The following is a 16,003-nucleotide window of genomic DNA, read 5'->3' as shown; positions in this document are numbered from 1 at the left end:
TCAGTCGTACATGTTCTTTTTCTTCCAGTCTTCGTCGCCCATCGAGCTGATGCCCTCGTTGAGCTCGTTTGTTTCGTCGGCCGCCGGCTTGTTGCTTTCCAGCACCATGGCGTTGGCGCGTGCCAGTTGTTTTTCCAGTGTGCTGAGCGGTGCTTGATAACGTTTGGCGTCGGGTTGTTTGCGGATGTACTGCACGCCGCGTTCGAAGGCTAGTCGCGCATGGCCGGGTTGCCCTTGTTGCATCGCGCTCTGACCGGCAGTGGTAAACAGCTCGATGTGCACCTGCACCAGAATGTGCCGAACTTCTTCCAGCCAGGTTTTCGCTTCGGCGGTGGGCAACAGTTTGTCTTGCGCGGCGCGGGTAATTTGCCCGTGGAGAATCTCCAGCACCACGCGCACGTCTTTGGCTTTGGCTTCGTTGACGATCGGCTGCGGCGGGTTACGCACTACCAGCGCATCGCCTTGGCCGATAAGGCCGCGCAGCTCTTCCGCGCGGTCTTTGACGGCGGTCTGGCTCTTGTCGACGGCCAGCAAGCGTTCGGCAAATTGCAGCATCAACCTATTGAGCAGCTGCTTGAGGGCAGGGGACATGAACTGGCCGGGAAGGGAGTCGGAAACATCTGCACAACGGCGCAGACGATCGCCCAAGTCGGCCTTTTGGCGGGCCTTCTCCAGTTTGCTGTTCTCTACCGTATGGTTGATGTAACCGATCACGAACAGGATCGCGATGCCCGCTACGATCAGTAGAGTGATTACGAGTGGGGACACCTTTAGAACCTCTCGACTGCTGGAGTTTCGGCCGAGTGTAGTGCCTATGTGCTATTGCGGATAGACACCGACCAGCTTCTACACAGAAGTCATTGATTTAAATTAATTTTCACTGAAGTGTTGACGACCCTCAAAAGGCTCCCTAGAATTCGCGCCACTTCGCAGCGTAAGGCAATACGCAAGCGCAGCGAAGGTTGGAAAATGTGCGTCATGCACAACCTGTGTCCCCTTCGTCTAGTGGCCTAGGACACCGCCCTTTCACGGCGGTAACAGGGGTTCGAGTCCCCTAGGGGACGCCATTTTCCAGGCGGTAAAACCAAGCTGTAGATGCGGGAATAGCTCAGTTGGTAGAGCACGACCTTGCCAAGGTCGGGGTCGCGAGTTCGAGTCTCGTTTCCCGCTCCAAATTTAGACGGCAGTGCTGTTAGGCGTTGCTGGTAAAAAAGGTTGATGTCCCCTTCGTCTAGTGGCCTAGGACACCGCCCTTTCACGGCGGTAACAGGGGTTCGAGTCCCCTAGGGGACGCCATTCAAGCTGTAGATGTATTGCGGGAATAGCTCAGTTGGTAGAGCACGACCTTGCCAAGGTCGGGGTCGCGAGTTCGAGTCTCGTTTCCCGCTCCAAATAAACAAAAACGCCGCTCACTGAGCGGCGTTTTTGTTTGTGCGCGATTTGTGGTCGAAAAGCCCAATCCGTTTTTGTAGGAGCGGCTTTAGCCGCGATTGGCCGTGCCTGAAAACGGCGCCGCCTGGCCAATCGCTTCGCGGCTGAAGCCGCTCCTACAGGTTGTGCAGAAGCGTTTGCGTCAGTGGGTGCTGCCTTCGCGGGGAATCGCTAGGAATTGCTTCTCGCGCTCCCAGTCGAACGGCTCGTCGTTCTGTTCGGCTTCGTAGCGACGTTCATCGAGCGCCTGGAACAGGGTGATTTCTTCGTCCGGCATAAAGTGCAGGCAGTCGCCGCCGAAGAACCACAGCAAGTCGCGCGGCACCAGATGGGCGATTTGCGGGTAGCGGTGGATGACCTGGCACATCAAGTCCTGGCCCAAATACAGGCTTTGCTCAGGCTCCTGCGGCAGCAGGGTGAGCAATTCGTCGAAGCGTTCCAGAAACAGCGCGTGGCTTTCTTCCGGAACCTGTTCGGCTTCGCCCAGCGCAACCAGAATGCCGCGCAGGTGGGTCAGCAGCGCCAAGTGATGGTCGAGATAGGGGCTGGACATGGGCGATTCCTCAGCAACAAAAACGGGCGCGAAGTATAGAGGCCTTCGCGCCCGTTGTCGTGTTGCCGCCTGGGGTGGGCGTTAGCGGATCTTGCCTTCGCCCAGGGTCAGTTCTTCTTTGGCGTAATCGTCCACATCGATCACGCGACGCCGCGCCGCTTCCGCGTCACGCAGGTTCTGCGCTTCCTCGGCTTGCAGCACGCCGGCCGCCAGTGCCGCATCAATCAGGCTTTCGCCTGGCTGCGGCGTGAGACGACCTTCTTTCACTGCCACATGCAGCTTTTTATGCAGCCCGTGGCTGGCGCCCAGCAGGTTCACCGCATGTTGCAGCGCGCCCACAGCGTCGGTCGGGTCGGTTGGGCGGAAGCAGCCGGCCAGCACCGCTTCCAGTGCCGGGTCGCCGGCAGGGCGGGTGAGAATGCCAGCAATCTCGGCATCCAGTGCATCCGATGGGCCCTTGTGGCGACGGCCGAACGGAAACACCAGCAAGCTCAGCGCGCAGCCAAAGAAGCGGTTGGGGAAGTTTTCCAGCAAGTCGGCCAGCGCCTGCTCGGCGTTGCCCAGGCTTTCTTCCATCGCCCAGCTCACCGACGCACGCAAATGCTCCGGGTAATCGAGGTCGTGGTAACGCTTGAGCGCCGCCGAGGCCAGGTACAGGTTGCTGAGCACATCGCCCAGGCGCGCCGACAACCGTTCGCGGCGTTTCAGCTCGCCGCCGAGCAGCATCATGCTGAAGTCCGCGAGCATGGCGAAGCCAGCGGCCAGGCGGTTAAGCGCGCGGAAGTAGGGTTGGCTGAAGCTGTCGCCCGGCACCCGGCCGATTTTGCCGAAGGTCAGGCTGAGAATCAGGCTGCTGGCGGCGTTGCTCACGGCGAAACCGATGTGCTGGATCAGCAGTTCATCGAACTCCACCAGTGCACGGTCGCGGTCTTCGCGGCCGGCCAGGGCCATTTCCTTGAGCACGTACGGATGGCAGCGAATAGCGCCCTGGCCGAAGATCATCAGGTTGCGCGACAGAATGTTCGCGCCTTCCACGGTGATGAAAATCGGCGCGCCTTGCCAGGAACGGCCCAAGTAGTTATTCGGGCCCATGATGATGCCCTTGCCGCCGTGTACGTCCATGGCGTGGCTGATGCACTCGCGACCGCGCTCGGTGAGGTGGTACTTGAGAATCGCCGACAGCACCGAGGGTTTTTCGCCCAGATCGACCGCGTTGGCAGTCAGGATGCGCGCGGCGTCCATCATCCAGGCATTACCGCCGATGCGCGCCAGCGCTTCCTGAATACCTTCGAATGCCGCCAGCGGCACGTTGAACTGCTCGCGCACCTGGGTGTACTGGCCGGTGACCAGACTGGTGTATTTGGCCGCACCGGTGCCCACCGCGGGCAACGAAATCGAACGGCCTACCGACAGGCAGTTCATCAGCATCATCCAGCCTTTGCCCAACATCGGCTGGCCGCCGATGAGGTAGTCCAGCGGCACGAATACGTCTTTGCCGGAGTTGGGGCCGTTCATAAACGCGGCGCCCAGCGGCAAGTGGCGACGGCCGATTTCCACCCCAGGGGTGTCGGTCGGAATCAGCGCCAGGCTGATGCCCAGGTCTTCTTCGTCGCCGAGCAAGTGTTCCGGGTCGTAGGCCTTGAACGCCAGACCGAGCAGCGTCGCTACGGGGCCAAGGGTGATATAGCGTTTTTCCCACGTCAGGCGCAGGCCAATCACTTCTTCGCCGTTCCATTGACCTTTGCAGATGATCCCAACGTCCGGCATGGCCCCAGCATCGGAACCCGCCAGCGGGCCGGTAAGGGCGAAGCACGGAATATCGTCGCCGCGAGCCAGGCGTGGCAGGTAGTGCTGGCGCTGTTCGTCGGTGCCGTAGTGCAGCAGCAATTCCGCTGGGCCGAGCGAGTTAGGCACCATCACGGTAGAGGCCAGGTCGCCGCTGCGGGTCGCCAGTTTCATCGCTACTTGCGAGTGGGCGTAGGCCGAGAAACCTTTGCCGCCGTATTCCTTGGGAATGATCAGGGCGAAGAAGCCGTGCTCTTTAATGTGCTGCCAGGCCGCTTCAGGCAAATCCATGTGCTGGCCGATGTCCCAGTCGGTGACCATCGCGCACAGTTCTTCGGTGGGGCCGTCGAGAAACGCTTGTTCCTCGTCCGTAAGCGTCGCCTTGGGGTAGGCGAGCAAGGTGTTCCAATCCGGGCGGCCGCTGAACAGCTCGCCGTCCCACCAGACGGTGCCGGCTTCGATGGCGTCTTTCTCGGTTTCCGACATCGGCGGCAAGGTTTTCTGGAACCAGGCGAACAGCGGCGCGGTGAACAGCTTGCGGCGCAGTTCCGGCAGTATCAGCGGCACGGTGATGGCGATCAGCACCAGCCACAGAATCGCCATCAGCCAGGTCGGTGCATGGCTGTAAACGCCCATGAGCACCAGGTAGACGGCGACGATGCCAATGGCAGGCAACGGCGAAAGGCGACGGTGGGCCAGAAAGGCCACGCCCAGCACCAGAACAACTAACCAGACAGCAAGCATGCAACGTCCTCCTTGGAACGGACCGGCTGAATGCCGACCGTGTCGAGCTTAGTAGGTGTGGCGAGAGAGGGACTGGCGAGAAGGGCGCCAAGCCAGGCTTGGCGTCATCGAATTGAACTCGGCACCCCCAGGAAACCCAGGTGACTGAACACCTTGCCCCGGCCGCTTCAGTGATAGTGACCACCCTCGCGTTGTTCAGTTCGCACTGGATAACGGCCGCGCACGCCGCGGTTGGCGTGACTGCTCAGTCAGTCTTTACTGCTGCTAAGCGGGTGCAGGCGATGCGCTGGGGCAAAACCCCGGAACCATGAAGCGCCTCGATAGCTAACATCAATTTCCAAGTCTGTTTTCTTTGGCTCAGGCAGGTAGGATGCCTGAGCCAAAAAAAGCGAAATAGAAGGTAACAAACCGATGCTGACGATCTGGGGACGCAAGAATTCCGGCAACGTGCGCAAGGCGTTGTGGGCCGCCGAAGAAGTAGGGGTGCCCTACGAACGACGCGATGCAGGTGGCGCTTTCGGTGTGGTGAACGAACCGCACTACCGCGCCATGAACCCCAACGGTTTGGTGCCGGTGATCGAAGACGGCGACTTGGTGCTGTGGGAGTCCAACGCCATCGTTCGTTACCTCGCGGCGCAATACGGCGACGGTGTGTTGTACCCGCTAGACCCAGCCCAGCGTGCCATTGGCGACAAGTGGATGGACTGGTCCACCTCAGTGTTCGCCGGCGCGTTCCGCGATTTGTTCTGGGGTACGGTGCGCACCCCGCCCGAGCAGCGCGACGAAGCGCGTATCGCTGCCGCCTTGCAGCGCTGCGGTGAACTGCTGGCAATGCCGAATGAGGCCTTGGCCAGCCAGCCGTATTTGTCCGGTGAGCAGTTCGGCATGGGCGACATCCCGCTCGGCGCTGGCATCTACGCCTGGTTTGAAATGCCTATTCAACGCCCCGATCTGCCCCATCTGCAGGCGTGGTACGAGCGCCTGAAACAGCGGCCTGCGTACCAGACAGCGGTGATGACGGCGCTGACCTGACCGATAAAAAAACAACCTGGGAACCGCTTAGCCGTCTACTGCGGTGACGCTAAACTGCGCGGCCCGCCGTAACGCCTGAGAACACGGCGGCCGCGCCTCCCGCTTCAATTTTTCTTATACAAGTGTGTATTTCCTATGAGTTCTGCCCTGTCTATCCGTGGCCTGACCAAAACGTACGGCAACGGCTTTCAAGCACTGCACGGCATCGACCTGGACGTAGCCGAAGGCGACTTCTTCGCCTTGCTCGGCCCCAACGGCGCCGGTAAATCGACCACCATCGGCATTCTTTCGACTCTGGTGACCAAATCCAGCGGCACGGTCAACGTGTTCGGCCATGACCTGGACCGCGAGCCCTCGCAGCTCAAGCGTTGTCTGGGCGTGGTGCCGCAAGAATTCAACTTCAATCAGTTCGAAAAAGTCTTCGACATCGTCGTGACCCAGGCCGGCTACTACGGCATTCCCCAGCGCATCGCCAAAGAGCGCGCCGAGCAATACCTGACCCAGCTCGGCCTGTGGGACAAACGCAACTCGGCCTCGCGTGAATTATCCGGCGGCATGAAGCGCCGGCTGATGATCGCCCGCGCGCTGATTCACCAACCGCGCCTGCTGATTCTCGATGAACCCACCGCCGGTGTAGACATCGAACTGCGCCGCTCGATGTGGACCTTCCTCACCGAGCTGAACGAGCAGGGCATCAGCATTATTCTCACCACCCACTACCTCGAAGAAGCCGAACAGCTGTGCCGCAACATCGGCATCATCGACCACGGCCGCATCGTCGAAAACACCAGCATGCGCAGCCTGCTGAAAAAGCTGCACGTGGAAACCTTCCTGCTCGACCTCAAAGACTCGCTCACCGTGCTGCCCACCTTGCCCGGCTACCCCGCGCAGTTGATCGACGACCACACGCTGGCGGTGCAAGTGGAAAAGAGCCTGGGCATTAGCGAGCTGTTCCGCCAACTTGGCGAACAGCACATTCAGGTGCTGAGCATGCGCAACAAAACCAATCGCCTGGAGGAGCTGTTCGTGTCCTTGGTGGAAAAAAACCTGGCGAAGGTGGCGGTATGAAACACGATTATTTGAACAACGAACTGCAAGCCAACTGGGTTGCCCTCAACACCATCGTCTACCGCGAAGTGCGCCGCTTTATGCGGATTTGGCCGCAAACGCTGCTGCCGCCAGCGATCACCATGGTTTTGTACTTCGTCATCTTCGGTAACCTGATCGGCCGGCAGATTGGCGACATGGGCGGCTTTACGTACATGCAGTACATCGTGCCCGGCCTGATCATGATGTCGGTGATCACCAACGCTTACGGCAACGTGGTGTCGAGCTTCTTCGGCAGCAAATTCCAGCGCTCGGTAGAAGAGCTGATGGTGGCGCCGGTGTCGCCGCACACCATTCTTATCGGCTACGTCATCGGCGGCGTGCTGCGCGGCCTGGCAGTGGGCGTGATCGTGACCTTGCTGTCGCTGTTCTTCACCAAGCTGCAAGTGCACCACCTGGGCATCACCGTACTGGTGGTGCTGCTGACGGCCACGGTGTTTTCGCTGTGCGGGTTTATCAACGCCGTGTTTGCGCGCAACTTTGACGACATCTCGATTATTCCGACCTTCGTGCTGACGCCGCTGACGTACCTGGGCGGGGTGTTCTATTCGATCAACCTGCTGCCGCCGTTCTGGCAAACCGTGTCGCTGGCCAACCCCGTGCTGCATATGGTCAACGCCTTCCGCTACGGCATTTTGGGCGTGTCGGATATTCGCATCAGCATTGCCATCGGCTTTATGGTCGTGGCGACCACGGTGCTTTACATCGCCTGTGTGCAGTTGCTGAAGAGTGGGCGAGGCATGCGCCAGTAATCGCCTGGCTACTCGGCACACCCCAACGTACGTCCCAAGACGCGGCAATTTGTATACAATTGCCGCGTTTTTTTTCCCGCCAGGTCGCCGCCATGCATTCCGCCGTCGAACACTCCCCATTAGGCAAGGCCAGCGAATACATCGCTACCTACACGCCGTCGCTGCTGTACCCCATTCCCCGCGCGCCGAAATGGGCCGAGTTGGGCCTTACGGCTGAAACGCTGCCGTATCAGGGTGTCGATTTCTGGAATTGCTTCGAGCTGTCGTGGCTGCTGCCGTCGGGCAAGCCGGTGGTGGCGATTGGTGAGTTTGCGATTCCCGCCGACTCGCCGAACATAATCGAATCCAAGTCCTTCAAGCTGTACCTCAATTCCCTCAACCAGAGCGTGTTTGCCACCCCAGGCGAGTTGCAGGTGGTGCTGGAAAAAGACCTCAGCGCCGCCGCCGGCAAGCCGGTCGGCGTGCGGGTGCGCAGTTTGGCCGAGGTGGAAGCGCAGGGCGTGACAGCATTGCCGGGGCGTTGCATTGATGAGCTGGACGTCGCCATCAGCAACTACGCCCAGCCGCAGCCCGAGCTGCTGCGCTGCGACACCAGCCGCGTGGTGGAAGAGAGCCTGCACAGCCATTTGCTCAAGTCCAACTGCCCGGTCACCGGCCAGCCGGACTGGGGCACCGTGGTGGTCAGCTACCGTGGGCCGGCGCTGGATGCGGCCAGTCTGCTGGCGTATCTGGTGAGCTTTCGCCAGCACGCAGACTTTCACGAGCAGTGCGTAGAGCGCATTTTTCTTGATCTGCAACGCCTACTGCAGCCCGAAAGCCTGACCGTTTACGCCCGCTATGTGCGTCGGGGTGGTCTGGACATCAACCCGTACCGCAGCCTTGGCGCCATTTCGCCGGACAATCGACGCCTAGTCCGCCAATAACCGGTGCGTTTCGAGCTAGTACGGACGTACCCGTTGTTTCTGCCCATGCGCACGCTTTAGTCTTAGCCCCGACGATCATCGGGATAACAACAATGACTAAAACGTCCCCGTCAGCCGCGCCGTTGCGTGTGCTGATTATCGGTGCCGGCTTCGCTGGCATCGGCTTGGCAATTACCCTCAAGCGCGCCGGCATCGCCGATTTCGTCCTGCTGGAAAAAGCCGGCGACCTGGGCGGCACCTGGCGCGACAACCGCTACCCTGGCGCCGCCTGCGACGTGCCTTCGCACCTGTATTCCTTCTCCTTCGAGCCCAAAACCGACTGGACGCGCAAGTTCGCGCCCCAGGCGGAAATATTTGCCTACCAGCAGCACTGCGCCGACAAGTACCAGGTGCGCCCGCACATACGCTTCAACCGCGAGGTGGCCAGTGCCGTGTTCGATGCCGAAGCCGGTATGTGGCAAGTCACCTGTACCGATGGCGAAACCTTTAGCGCTCAGGCTTTAGTGAGCGCTTGCGGGCAACTGAACCGCCCGCTGCTGCCGCGCATCGCCGGGCTCGAGCAGTTCACCGGCGAAGCCTTTCACTCGGCACGCTGGAACGCCGACTACGACCTCAACGGCAAGCGCGTCGCGGTGATCGGCACGGGCGCCAGCGCCATTCAGTTCATTCCCCAGATTGCCCCGCAGGTGGCGCAGCTGCATGTGTTCCAGCGCTCGGCGGCGTACGTGCTGCATAAGCCAGACCGCGCCTATCGCCCGTGGGAAATCGCCGTGATGCACCGTTTGCCGTGGCTGCAAACCCTCGACCGCGGCCTCAAATACATTCAGCACGAAGCGCGGGTGCTGGCGTTCACCGTGGTGCCCAAATTGATGACCGCCATGCAGCTGCGCTTTCGCCTGCACCTGAACCGCAGCGTTGCCGACCCCGCCTTTCGCCAGCGCCTTTCGCCCGATTACCCCATGGGCTGCAAGCGCATCCTGATTTCCAATGACTACTTCCCGGCGCTGACGCGGGCCAATGTCGAGGTGGTGGGCGAGGAAATCGAAGCGGTGACCGCCACCGGCATCCGCACCGCCGATGGGCGCGAGCGCGAGGTGGACGCGATTATCTACGGCACCGGTTTCGCGGCCACCGATTTTCTAGCGCCCATGCATATCACCGGGCTCAACGGGCGCGACTTGAACGCCGCCTGGAAGGAGGGCGCCGAGGCGTATCTGGGTATCAGCGTGAGCGGGTTTCCCAACCTGTTCATCCTCTATGGCCCCAACACCAACCTGGGCCACAACTCGATCATTTACATGCTGGAAAGCCAATTCAGCTACGTGCTCGGCTGCCTGCAACAGTTGCAGCAGCATCAACTGCGCTACATGGACCTCAAGCCCACGGTGCAGGCGCGCTTCAACGAATCGCTGCACAAGGCCATCGACCGCTCCATTTGGCAGCAGGGTTGCGACAGTTGGTACAAAACCGCCAGCGGCAAAAACACCAACAACTGGCCCGGTTTCACCTTTACCTACCGCCATCACACCCGTCGCCCGGAGCTTGCGAACTATGACTGCATTCGTTGAACCGCCGCGCTTGAGCCAGCGCGTTTTGGCCGCTGTGTTGCGCACCAGTTTGAAGGTGCTGTTTCGCGGGCTGATCCGCCCACCGATGCCGATCGCCGCCCAGCGCACGATTCTGCGCGCATTGACTGCATCCACAGTCGCGCCGCGTGGAGTCAGCCGCAGCGCCGAGACGCTCGCCGGATTGCCCTGCGAGTGGCAGCGGCCGGCGCAGCAGAGCGATCGGGTGATGCTCTATTTCCATGGCGGCGCCTACCTGATCGGCTCGCCAGCCACGCACCGCGCCATCACCGGGCATTTGGCCAAGCGCGGCCAATTGGCCGTGTGTGCGCTGGACTACCGCCTGGCGCCCGAGCACCCGTTTCCCGCCGGGCTCGACGATGGCCTGGCGGCCTATCAGGCGCTGTTGGCTCAAGGCTACGGCGGCGAGCAGATCATGCTTGGTGGCGATTCGGCTGGCGGCAATCTGGCGCTCGGCCTGGCTTTGCGCATCAAGCAAAACGAGCTGCCAATGCCGGCGGCGCTGGTGTGTTTCTCGCCGCTGACAGACGCCAGCCTTACCCAGTTGCACCAGCCGCCCGCGGGCGATCCATTGCTGAGCCTGGCCTGGATCCACCAGGCCGGCTCGCTGTTTTGCCCGCCGCAGGTTGATCGTCGCGACCCGTTTCTGTCGCCGGTGTACGCCGACCTGAGCGGCTTGCCGCCCCTGCTTATTCAGGTCGGGGAAGACGAAGTGCTGCTCAACGACAGCCTGCGCCTTGCCGAGCGCGCCACCGCAGCCGGCGTGGATGTTCACCTGCAACGCTATCCAGGCTGCTGGCATGTATTTCAGGCTCACGCCGGGTTGCTGGACATCGCCGACGTGGCCATGGCGCGGGTCGGCAGCTTTATCCAGACGCGCTTTGCGGCCATCGCAGAACGCAAAGGTCTGTAACCCACGCTGCACAAATGTGGGAAAGGCACTACGCTGGAATAGGGCGTCCTTGCTGGGCGCCCGCTAGCACACGCTCTACGCCGCAGTACGCAAATGCAACAAGCCTCGGGTGATGGGTCTTTCAGGCCTGTCGCAACGTCAGCGCAGTCAGCTGGCAGCAGCAATGGGAAAGCGGTCAAACCATCCATCGCATGTGAGGGGGTCGCATCATGAGCACAGCAAGCCATAACGACATCAGCAGCAATGTGTTGCGCCGGATGAAAGAGGGCGGCTTCGACTTTGCCCGCATTCACCCAATCGAGTTTTACGCCATTTTTCCCGATGAGGAGCGGGCCCGCCAGGTGGCGAAAAAATTTCGCAGTGAAGTACTCAATGCCCAGGTGAGCGAGCGTGACGACGGCGCCTGGCACGTGTTGATCAGCAAAGTCATGTACGCCACCTATGACGGCATTGGTGCGTTCGAGCATGACCTGGAGTCGATGGTCGCCCCGTTGGGTGGCGTTCTCGACGGTTGGGGCGTTACGCAGGAACTCAAAGGCTTGCGGGTTTGACCCGCTGACGCCGGGTGACATAACCCCGAAAGCACCGGCCGGCCACAAGCGGGTCGGTGCGCGGCGACTTTTTCTGAAACGCTGACTCTGCCTCGGCACGACGTTTGCCTGATCAGGTGGAAAAAGAGGCGGTTCAGTGATGAGCGACATTCTGATTCTTACCCACGTCGACTATTGCCCGCCGGGCCATCTGGCGCGGGTGCTCGACGAGCGCCAGCTGGATGTCTCCGTGCTGCGCGCCGACTTGGGCGAGCTCGACGGTTACGACCTTGAGCAGCCCAAAGCCGTAGCGATTATGGGTGGGCCCATGAGCGTCAACGACCCTTTGCCGTGGCTGGATGTCGAGATTGCCGCGCTGCAACGGTTTATCGCCCGCGACATTCCGCTAATCGGCCATTGCCTTGGCGGGCAATTGCTGGCCAAAGCGCTCGGCGCCGAGGTGCACCGCATGCCGTACCGGGAAATTGGCTGGCAACCGCTGTGGCAGGCCAGCCAAACCGAGCCCAGCCCGTGGCTGGAACACCTGCCGGACGAATTCCCGATCTACCAATGGCACGGCGACACCTTCGACCTGCCACCCGGTGCCCAGCGCTTGCTTTCAAGCCCGTGGTGCCCGAACCAGGCGTTTGCCTGGGGCGACAAAATTTTCGCCCTGCAAGGGCACCCGGAAATGACCGAAGAGCTGGTGCAGCTGTGGCTGACCGACTTTGAGCATTTGCTGGACGAGACCCAGCCGAGTCAGCAGTCGAAACGCAAAATGCTTGAGGATTTGCCGCAGAAGGTGGCGGCGTTGAATGCGGTGGCGGAGGGGTTTTATCGGCGGTGGTTGGGGTTGGCGTTTGGGTGAGGTGGGGCGGGCGGGTGTTTTGTTTGGGATTGTCGTGATTTTACGATTCGTCATTACAAATAGAGCCATCACTAACACCTCCGTCATCCCCGCGAAGGCGGCGGTCCGACGGTTCGGGATCCAGAGTGGGTCAGGCTAAGGCGATCTTTCCGAGATACTGGATCCCCGCGTCCGCGAGGATGACGGGTGTTTTGTTAGCGGTTGTCGCATTCCTGCAATGCGTCCGTCGACATACAGCCAGCAGTAAAAACCTCCGTCATCCTCGCGAAGGCGGCGGTCCGACGATTCGGGATCCAGGCTTGCATGGCGAGCACCATTACCTGACCGAGCCTGGATTCCCAACTGTCGACCGCGCCGATCTTCAGAGCCCCCATATTTAGTTGCAATCAACCCCAACTCCACTGGTCATAAGGAAACACCCAAGCGAAGCGGCTATCTTCAAGGGTGCCGCGCAACAGGGCGTGCCCACGCACGGTGCGTCAAGGAATGCGCGATTATGGTGCGCAGGGTAAGTGTCTTATTTTCAAGTGATTGATATTTAACGAATAAGACGGATGGCTCGGGCTTTGCAATACCTATGCACGTCCGGGTGACAAGGAGTACGGCATGACCCGCACCTTTTATGACGAGATGTACCTGGCGAACGGCGAATGCCGTCCGCATTACCGGGAGTTCGCGCGCTGGTTGGCCGACACCCCGGATGAGTTGCTGGCGCAGCGCCGCCGCGAAGCTGATCTGCTGTTTCACCGCGCTGGCATCACGTTCACCTTGTACGGCGACGACCAAGGCACCGAGCGGCTTATTCCCTTCGACATCATTCCGCGCAGCATCCCGGCCAGTGAGTGGCGCATTGTCGAGCGCGGCTGCATCCAGCGGGTGCAGGCGTTGAACATGTTTCTCGCCGACCTCTACCACGACCAGCGCATTATCAAAGCCGGCATCATTCCGGCCGAGCAGGTGCTGGCCAACGAGGGTTACCAACTGGCGATGCAGGGGCTGAATCTGCACCGCGATCTGTACGCGCATATCTCTGGCGTCGACCTGGTGCGCGATGGCGATGGCACGTATTACGTGCTCGAAGACAACCTGCGTACCCCCAGCGGCGTGAGCTACATGCTCGAAGACCGCAAAATGATGATGCGCCTGTTCCCCGAGCTGTTTGCCGCCCAGCGCGTGCTGCCCATCGATCACTACCCCAATTTGCTGCTCGATACCCTGAAAAGCTCCAGCCCGCTGGATAACCCCAACGTCGTGGTGCTGACGCCCGGGCGCTTTAACAGCGCGTATTTCGAGCACGCGTTCCTGGCCCGTGAAATGGGCGTGGAACTGGTCGAGGGTGCCGACTTGTTTGTGCGCGACGACAAGGTGTTTATGCGCACCACCGCCGGCGCCAAGCAGGTGGATGTGATTTACCGCCGCCTCGACGACGCCTTCCTCGACCCATTGGCGTTTAACCCGGATTCCATGCTCGGCGTGCCGGGCCTTCTGTCGACCTACCGCAGCGGCAATGTGGTGCTGGCCAATGCCATCGGCACTGGCGTGGCGGACGACAAATCGATTTACCCCTACGTCGGCGAGATGATTCGTTTCTACCTCGACGAAGAACCGATTCTGAAAAACGTGCCGACCTTCCAGTGCCGCGAGCCGGTGGAGTTGCAGCACGTACTGACCAATCTCGAGCATCTGGTGGTCAAGGAAACCCAAGGCTCCGGCGGCTACGGCATGTTGGTGGGGCCAGCGGCCAGCAAGGCGGAGATCGAAACTTTCCGCGCCCGGTTGATCGCCCGTCCCGAGGCGTATATCGCGCAACCGACGCTGTGCCTCTCTACGTGCCCGACCTTCGTGGAAAACGGCATCGCGCCCCGCCATATCGATTTGCGCCCCTTCGTGCTGTCCGGCAAAGACACCCGTGTGGTGCCAGGCGGCTTGACCCGCGTGGCGTTGCGAGAAGGGTCGCTGGTGGTGAACTCGTCGCAAGGCGGTGGCACCAAAGACACCTGGGTGGTGGAGGACTAATTATGCTGAGCCGCACTGCCTCTGACCTGTACTGGATGTCCCGTTACCTGGAGCGTGCCGAGAATCTGGCGCGCATGTTGGAAGTGAGCTATTCGCTGTCGCTGATGCCGCAAGACGGGCGCGGCAATGGCCTGGAAGAACTGGCGCTGCCGCTGTTGATTACCGGCACGTTGGATGAATACCTGGAACGCCACGGCCCGCTGCATGCCGAGCGCATGTTGCATTTCTTTGCCCTGGATTCGGAAAACCCGGCCAGCATTTACTGCTGCCTGCAAGCGGCGCGCACCAACGCCCATGCCGTGCGCGGGCGCATCACCGCCGACATGTGGGAAAACATCAACGCCACCTGGCTGGAGATTCGTGGCATCGCTGAACAGGGCCTGGGCCGTTACGGCATCAGCCGTTTCTGCGAGTGGGCCAAGGAACGTTCGCACCTGTTCCGGGGCGCCACCTTCGGCACCATCATGCGTGGCGATCCATACCGCTTTATTCGCCTGGGAACATTCATCGAACGCGCGGACAACACCCTGCGCCTGCTCGATGCTCGCTACGAAATGCTCGGCGAAGACATCGACGAAAACGATGGCCGCCCGGCGCGCAGTTATTACCAGTGGACCGCCTTGCTGCGGGCGCTGTCGTCCTTCGAGGCATTTGCCGAGATCTACCGTGGCTCGCCCGGCACCCGCAAGGTGGCCGAGCTGTTGTTGCTGCGTCCCGATGTACCGCGTTCCCTGCGCTCGTGCATGGACGAACTGCACCTGATGCTCGCCAGCCTGCCGGGAGAAAACGGCCGGCCGGCGCAGCGTCTGGCGGCGGAGCTGGAAGCGCGCCTGCGTTACACCAGCATCAATGAAGTGCTCGACGAGGGCCTGCACGGCTGGCTCACCGATTTCATCCTGCTGGTGCGCAAGCTAGGCCAGGCCATTCAAACGTCTTACCTGGAGGTCGCATGAGACTCTCAATCAGCCATGACACCACCTATCACTACGAAGATCAGGTGCGTAACAGCATCCAATACCTGCGCATGACCCCGCACGACAGCGAGCGTCAGCAGGTGATCAGCTGGGAACTGAACTTGCCCCGCCCGGTGCGCGCGCAGCTCGACCCCTACGGCAATATTCTTCACGTGCTGACCCTGGACGAGCCGCACGAAAGCATTCTGCTCGGCGCACGCGGCCAGGTTGAAATCGACGAATCGAGCGAGTGCGAGCACGAAGAGCAATCGCCGCTGCCGTTCCTGCGCACCACCAAGCTCACCGAGGCTGATCAGGCCTTGCGCGAGTTCGCTCTGGTGCAATGCAGCAGCCGTCGCGACCGCTCCTGCATGATTGATTTGATGCTCGGCCTCAACGCGCGCATCCGTTATCAGCCCGACGTCACCGACGTGCAAACCAGCGCGGCCGAAGCCTTCGCCGGTGGTAAAGGCGTGTGCCAGGACCAAGCCCATGCGTTTATCGCCTGCGCCCGCAGCCTGGGCGTTCCGGCGCGGTATGTGTCGGGTTATCTGTTCACCGACAGCGACGACCACCTCGCCAGTCACGCCTGGGCTGAAGCCTGGCTTGATGGCGCCTGGTACAGCTTCGACGTCACCAACTGCCTGGCCAAACCCGAGCGTCATCTGAAATTGGCTGTCGGCCTGGATTACCTCGACGCCTGCCCAGTACGCGGTATGCGCCGAGGCGGCGGTGTGGAGCAGATGCACGCCCATGTCGAAGTGTCGCCGATGCGTGTGCAACAGCAGTAACGCCAAAAGCCGCGCAATA

Annotated in this window: 14 protein-coding genes and 4 tRNA genes; 15 read left to right on the top strand and 3 right to left on the bottom strand. The window is 61.0% G+C overall.

Annotated elements, in window-relative coordinates; translation table 11 throughout:
• Window positions 1–768 carry a hypothetical protein gene (locus ACZZ0Q_RS13785; RefSeq protein ID WP_463541911.1) on the bottom strand — a complete coding sequence of 256 codons (768 nt, stop codon included), beginning with the start codon at window positions 766–768 and terminating at the stop codon, window positions 1–3.
• A gap of 223 nt (window positions 769–991) precedes the next feature.
• Between ACZZ0Q_RS13785 and ACZZ0Q_RS13780 the strand changes: the two genes are divergently transcribed.
• The 4 genes from ACZZ0Q_RS13780 (at window position 992) to ACZZ0Q_RS13765 (ending at window position 1,391) form a co-directional block, all read left to right on the top strand.
• Window positions 992–1,067, top strand: a tRNA-Glu gene (locus ACZZ0Q_RS13780).
• A gap of 30 nt (window positions 1,068–1,097) precedes the next feature.
• Window positions 1,098–1,173: transfer RNA gene (locus ACZZ0Q_RS13775), tRNA-Gly, on the top strand.
• A gap of 47 nt (window positions 1,174–1,220) precedes the next feature.
• Window positions 1,221–1,296, top strand: a tRNA-Glu gene (locus tag ACZZ0Q_RS13770).
• Between the two features lie 19 nt (window positions 1,297–1,315).
• A tRNA-Gly gene (locus tag ACZZ0Q_RS13765) sits at window positions 1,316–1,391 on the top strand.
• Window positions 1,392–1,573: 182 nt separating this feature from the next.
• Here ACZZ0Q_RS13765 and ACZZ0Q_RS13760 read toward each other — a convergent pair.
• Entirely contained in the window at window positions 1,574–1,984 is a 411-nt protein-coding gene (locus tag ACZZ0Q_RS13760; RefSeq protein ID WP_122453276.1) for a PA2817 family protein, read from the bottom strand.
• Window positions 1,985–2,065: 81 nt separating this feature from the next.
• The gene (locus ACZZ0Q_RS13755; protein ID WP_463541912.1) at window positions 2,066–4,513 is read right to left on the bottom strand and encodes an acyl-CoA dehydrogenase; all 2,448 of its coding nucleotides are present in this window, start codon (window positions 4,511–4,513) and stop codon (window positions 2,066–2,068) included.
• Between the two features lie 411 nt (window positions 4,514–4,924).
• On the opposite strand from ACZZ0Q_RS13755, the gene ACZZ0Q_RS13750 reads away from it, so the two are divergent.
• The 11 genes from ACZZ0Q_RS13750 (at window position 4,925) to ACZZ0Q_RS13700 (ending at window position 15,984) form a co-directional block, all read left to right on the top strand.
• On the top strand, window positions 4,925–5,545 hold the full coding sequence (locus tag ACZZ0Q_RS13750) for a glutathione S-transferase family protein (protein WP_463541913.1): 621 nt from the start codon (window positions 4,925–4,927) through the stop codon (window positions 5,543–5,545).
• Window positions 5,546–5,680: 135 nt separating this feature from the next.
• Window positions 5,681–6,613, top strand: a complete 933-nt coding sequence (locus ACZZ0Q_RS13745; RefSeq protein ID WP_122497959.1) for an ABC transporter ATP-binding protein — start codon at window positions 5,681–5,683, stop codon at window positions 6,611–6,613.
• An 11-nt stretch (window positions 6,614–6,624) separates the two neighbouring features.
• Window positions 6,625–7,404 carry an ABC transporter permease gene (locus ACZZ0Q_RS13740; protein ID WP_463542331.1) on the top strand — a complete coding sequence of 260 codons (780 nt, stop codon included), beginning with the start codon at window positions 6,625–6,627 and terminating at the stop codon, window positions 7,402–7,404.
• 92 nt (window positions 7,405–7,496) lie between these two features.
• Complete coding sequence (gene queF, locus ACZZ0Q_RS13735) at window positions 7,497–8,327, top strand: NADPH-dependent 7-cyano-7-deazaguanine reductase QueF (RefSeq protein WP_463541914.1); 831 nt, start codon at window positions 7,497–7,499, stop codon at window positions 8,325–8,327.
• Between the two features lie 92 nt (window positions 8,328–8,419).
• Window positions 8,420–9,895: a flavin-containing monooxygenase gene (locus tag ACZZ0Q_RS13730; protein ID WP_463541915.1), complete on the top strand. Its 1,476-nt coding sequence runs from the start codon at window positions 8,420–8,422 to the stop codon at window positions 9,893–9,895.
• Window positions 9,879–10,826: an alpha/beta hydrolase gene (locus tag ACZZ0Q_RS13725; RefSeq protein ID WP_463541916.1), complete on the top strand. Its 948-nt coding sequence runs from the start codon at window positions 9,879–9,881 to the stop codon at window positions 10,824–10,826. Before ACZZ0Q_RS13730 ends, ACZZ0Q_RS13725 begins: the two co-directional genes overlap by 17 nt.
• A gap of 209 nt (window positions 10,827–11,035) precedes the next feature.
• Window positions 11,036–11,377, top strand: a complete 342-nt coding sequence (locus ACZZ0Q_RS13720; RefSeq protein WP_463541917.1) for a ribonuclease E inhibitor RraB — start codon at window positions 11,036–11,038, stop codon at window positions 11,375–11,377.
• A 139-nt stretch (window positions 11,378–11,516) separates the two neighbouring features.
• Window positions 11,517–12,224 carry a type 1 glutamine amidotransferase gene (locus tag ACZZ0Q_RS13715; RefSeq protein ID WP_463541918.1) on the top strand — a complete coding sequence of 236 codons (708 nt, stop codon included), beginning with the start codon at window positions 11,517–11,519 and terminating at the stop codon, window positions 12,222–12,224.
• 606 nt (window positions 12,225–12,830) lie between these two features.
• Window positions 12,831–14,240 (top strand): circularly permuted type 2 ATP-grasp protein, encoded by a 1,410-nt coding sequence (locus ACZZ0Q_RS13710; protein ID WP_463541919.1) that lies wholly within the window; start codon window positions 12,831–12,833, stop codon window positions 14,238–14,240.
• Between the two features lie 2 nt (window positions 14,241–14,242).
• Complete coding sequence (locus ACZZ0Q_RS13705; RefSeq protein ID WP_122497968.1) at window positions 14,243–15,193, top strand: alpha-E domain-containing protein; 951 nt, start codon at window positions 14,243–14,245, stop codon at window positions 15,191–15,193.
• Window positions 15,190–15,984 (top strand): transglutaminase family protein, encoded by a 795-nt coding sequence (locus tag ACZZ0Q_RS13700; protein WP_463541920.1) that lies wholly within the window; start codon window positions 15,190–15,192, stop codon window positions 15,982–15,984. Before ACZZ0Q_RS13705 ends, ACZZ0Q_RS13700 begins: the two co-directional genes overlap by 4 nt.
• Window positions 15,985–16,003: the final 19 nt, after the last annotated feature.

It is taken from the genome of Pseudomonas sp. AC070 (assembly GCF_979258635.1).
This window is presented reverse-complemented; position numbering and strand designations above follow the sequence as displayed.

Coding starts and splice junctions, on each gene's coding strand:
- ACZZ0Q_RS13760 (WP_122453276.1), bottom strand. CDS start 1,984: ATGTCCAGCCCCTATCTCGACCATCACTTGGCGCTGCTGACCCACCTG.
- ACZZ0Q_RS13755 (WP_463541912.1), bottom strand. CDS start 4,513: ATGCTTGCTGTCTGGTTAGTTGTTCTGGTGCTGGGCGTGGCCTTTCTG.
- ACZZ0Q_RS13750 (WP_463541913.1), top strand. CDS start 4,925: ATGCTGACGATCTGGGGACGCAAGAATTCCGGCAACGTGCGCAAGGCG.
- ACZZ0Q_RS13745 (WP_122497959.1), top strand. CDS start 5,681: ATGAGTTCTGCCCTGTCTATCCGTGGCCTGACCAAAACGTACGGCAAC.
- queF (WP_463541914.1), top strand. CDS start 7,497: ATGCATTCCGCCGTCGAACACTCCCCATTAGGCAAGGCCAGCGAATAC.
- ACZZ0Q_RS13730 (WP_463541915.1), top strand. CDS start 8,420: ATGACTAAAACGTCCCCGTCAGCCGCGCCGTTGCGTGTGCTGATTATC.
- ACZZ0Q_RS13725 (WP_463541916.1), top strand. CDS start 9,879: ATGACTGCATTCGTTGAACCGCCGCGCTTGAGCCAGCGCGTTTTGGCC.
- ACZZ0Q_RS13720 (WP_463541917.1), top strand. CDS start 11,036: ATGAGCACAGCAAGCCATAACGACATCAGCAGCAATGTGTTGCGCCGG.
- ACZZ0Q_RS13715 (WP_463541918.1), top strand. CDS start 11,517: ATGAGCGACATTCTGATTCTTACCCACGTCGACTATTGCCCGCCGGGC.
- ACZZ0Q_RS13710 (WP_463541919.1), top strand. CDS start 12,831: ATGACCCGCACCTTTTATGACGAGATGTACCTGGCGAACGGCGAATGC.
- ACZZ0Q_RS13705 (WP_122497968.1), top strand. CDS start 14,243: ATGCTGAGCCGCACTGCCTCTGACCTGTACTGGATGTCCCGTTACCTG.
- ACZZ0Q_RS13700 (WP_463541920.1), top strand. CDS start 15,190: ATGAGACTCTCAATCAGCCATGACACCACCTATCACTACGAAGATCAG.